Here is a 2716-nt window from a genome sequence, read left to right as displayed (position 1 = left end):
GCCGTCAGCGACAAGCTGGAGCTGCGCGCCGGTCTGGCCTACGACAACAGCCCGGTCACCGCCGAGCACATGTCGCCGCGCCTGCCCAGCGGTGACCGCCGCATCTTCAGCGTCGGCGCCGGCTACCAGCTGAGCCCGACCCAGACCATCGACTTCTCCTACACCAACCTCAACGAGGAAAAGGTGCAGGTCAACCAGCCGGCCAGCGCCTACGTCGCCAGCTTCAAGAACTCGGCCAGCATCTACGGCCTGCAGTTCACGCAGAAGTTCTGAGGCCGGCGGCCGGTGGCCGCTGCATCACCGTTGCACCCGGGGCCCGACATTTGTTCGGGCCCCGTCGTTTTTGCCGACTCAACGCTGGTCAGCGGCGACGTCAGTTGCAATACTCGCTACAGCAGCGTAACCCAACAAGAAAACCGGCAACGCCGCGCGGCATTGCCCATCAGCCCGGAGCCCAGGCATGCAAGGCCAGATGCAAGACCGTCCCCTGCTCATCTCTTCCCTGATCGATTTCGCCGAGCGCTTCCACGGTGATGGCGAGATCGTCAGCCGCCGCGTCGAAGGCGATATCCACCGCTACACCTACGCCGACGCCGCCGTGCGTGCGCGCCAGGTCGCCAACGCCCTCGACCGCCTCGACCTGGCCGCCGGCAGCCGTGTCGGCACCCTGGCCTGGAACGGCTACCGCCACTTCGAGCTCTACTACGGCGTGTCCGGCAGCGGCCGCATCCTGCACACCATCAATCCGCGCCTGCACCCGGAGCAGGTGGCCTGGATCATCAATCATGCCGAGGATGAAGCCCTCTGCTTCGACCTCACCTTCCTGCCCATCATCAAGGCCATACACGCCGCCTGCCGACGCGTGCGCCAGTGGGTCATCCTCTGCGACCGCGACGCGGTGCCGGCCGACACCGGCATTCCCGGCCTGCTCAGCTACGAGGACTGGATCGCCGGCGAGGCCACCAGCTACGACTGGCCGGATCTCGACGAGGACAGCGCCGCCTGCCTCTGCTACACCAGCGGCACCACCGGCAACCCAAAGGGCGTGCTCTACAGCCACCGCTCCTCGGTGCTGCACGCCTATGCCGCCGCCATGCCGGACGTGATGTGCCTGTCCGCGCGCGACAGCGTGCTGCCGGTGGTGCCCATGTTCCACGTCAACGCCTGGGGCATTCCGTACACGGCCGCCGCCACCGGCTGCAAGCTGGTCTTCCCCGGCCCGGCGCTGGACGGCAAGTCGGTCTACGAGCTCATGGAGGCGGAGAAGGTCACCTTCGCCGCCGGCGTGCCCACGGTCTGGCAGATGCTGCTCGGGCACATGCAGCAGCACGGCCTGCGCTTCAGCACCCTGAACCGCACCGTCATCGGCGGCTCGGCCTGCCCGCCGGCCATGATCTCCGCATTCAAGGACACTTACGGCGTGACCGTGCTGCATGCCTGGGGCATGACCGAAATGTCGCCGCTGGGCACCCTGTGCACGCTCAAGAACAAGCATCTGGCGCTGCCGCCGGAGGAGCAGCTGAAGATCCTCTGCACCCAGGGACGTCCGGTCTTCGGGGTCGACATGAAGATCGTCGATGACGCCGGCCACGCCCTGCCGCACGATGGCGTGGCCCAGGGCGAACTGCTGGTGCGCGGTCCGTGGATCGTGCGCGAATACTTCAAGGGCGAGGGCGGCGACCCTCTGATCGACGGCTGGTTCCCCACCGGCGACGTGGCCACCATCGACGCCGACGGCTACCTGCACATCACCGACCGCAGCAAGGACGTGATTAAGTCCGGCGGCGAATGGATCAGCTCCATCGATGTCGAGAACATCGCCATGGCGCACCCGGCCGTGGCCATGGCGGCCTGCCTGGGCATGCGGCACCCGAAGTGGGACGAGCGCCCGGTCATCGTGGTGGTGAAGAAGCCGGACGCCGAGTTGACCCGCGAGCAGCTGCTGGCCTTCTTCCTCGGCAAGCTGAGCAAGTGGCAGATCCCGGATGATGTCATCTTCGTCGACGCCATTCCGCTCGGCGCCACCGGCAAGATGCAGAAGATCAAGCTGCGCGAGCAGCTCGCCGGCTACACGCTGCCGGGACTCTGACCCCGCCTCAGGCTTTCTTCTTGCCCTTCACCAGCCAGGCGGCCAGCGCCGGCAGCACGAAGATCGCGCCCAGCATGTTCACCATGAACAGGAAGGCCAGCAGGATGCCCATGTCGGCCTGGAACTTCAGCGCCGAGAATGCCCAGGTGCCGACCGAGATGCTCATGGTGATGGCGGTGAAGATCGCCGCCGTACCACGCTGCTGCAGCGCCTTGTGGAAGGCGTCCTGCAGCGACAAGCCATCGGCCAGGGCATGCTTCATGCGCTCGAACAGGTAGATGCCGTAGTCCACGCCGACCCCGACCCCTAGCGCCACCACCGGCAGCGTGGAGACCTTGAGGCCGATGCCCAGCGTCGCCATCAGCGCGTTGCAAAGCACCGCCACGATGGCCAGCGGCACCACGATGCAGAGCACCGCCGCCACCGAGCGGAACTCGGCGAAGCAGAGCAGGCTGATCGAGGCGAACAGCAGGATCAGCATGACCACCTCGGCCTGGTCGACGGCCTCGTTGGTCGCCGCCATGACGCCGACCGGGCCGCTGGCGAGCAGGAAGTCGACATGCTCGTGCGGATGCGCGGCGATGTAGTCCTTCACTTCCTGGATGATGTGCGCCAGCGTCTCGCCCT

General features: G+C 66.7%; 3 protein-coding genes. 2 read left to right on the top strand and 1 reads right to left on the bottom strand.

Annotation, left to right across the window (positions count from 1 at the left end; all coding sequences use genetic code 11):
- Positions 1 to 273 (top strand): OmpP1/FadL family transporter (locus tag C5O18_RS08400; RefSeq protein ID WP_206389812.1); only part of this gene is annotated, 273 nt, incomplete at its 5' end.
- 187 nt (positions 274 to 460) lie between these two features.
- Positions 461 to 2089, top strand: a complete 1629-nt coding sequence (locus tag C5O18_RS08395; protein WP_105193105.1) for a 3-(methylthio)propionyl-CoA ligase — start codon at positions 461 to 463, stop codon at positions 2087 to 2089.
- 7 nt (positions 2090 to 2096) lie between these two features.
- Here C5O18_RS08395 and C5O18_RS08390 read toward each other — a convergent pair.
- Positions 2097 to 2716: MMPL family transporter (locus C5O18_RS08390; protein ID WP_158249310.1), on the bottom strand; the 620-nt coding region annotated here is incomplete at its 5' end.

This window comes from Amnimonas aquatica (genome assembly GCF_002943415.1).
Taxonomy (GTDB): domain Bacteria; phylum Pseudomonadota; class Gammaproteobacteria; order Pseudomonadales; family Moraxellaceae; genus Perlucidibaca; species Perlucidibaca aquatica_A.
This window is presented reverse-complemented; position numbering and strand designations above follow the sequence as displayed.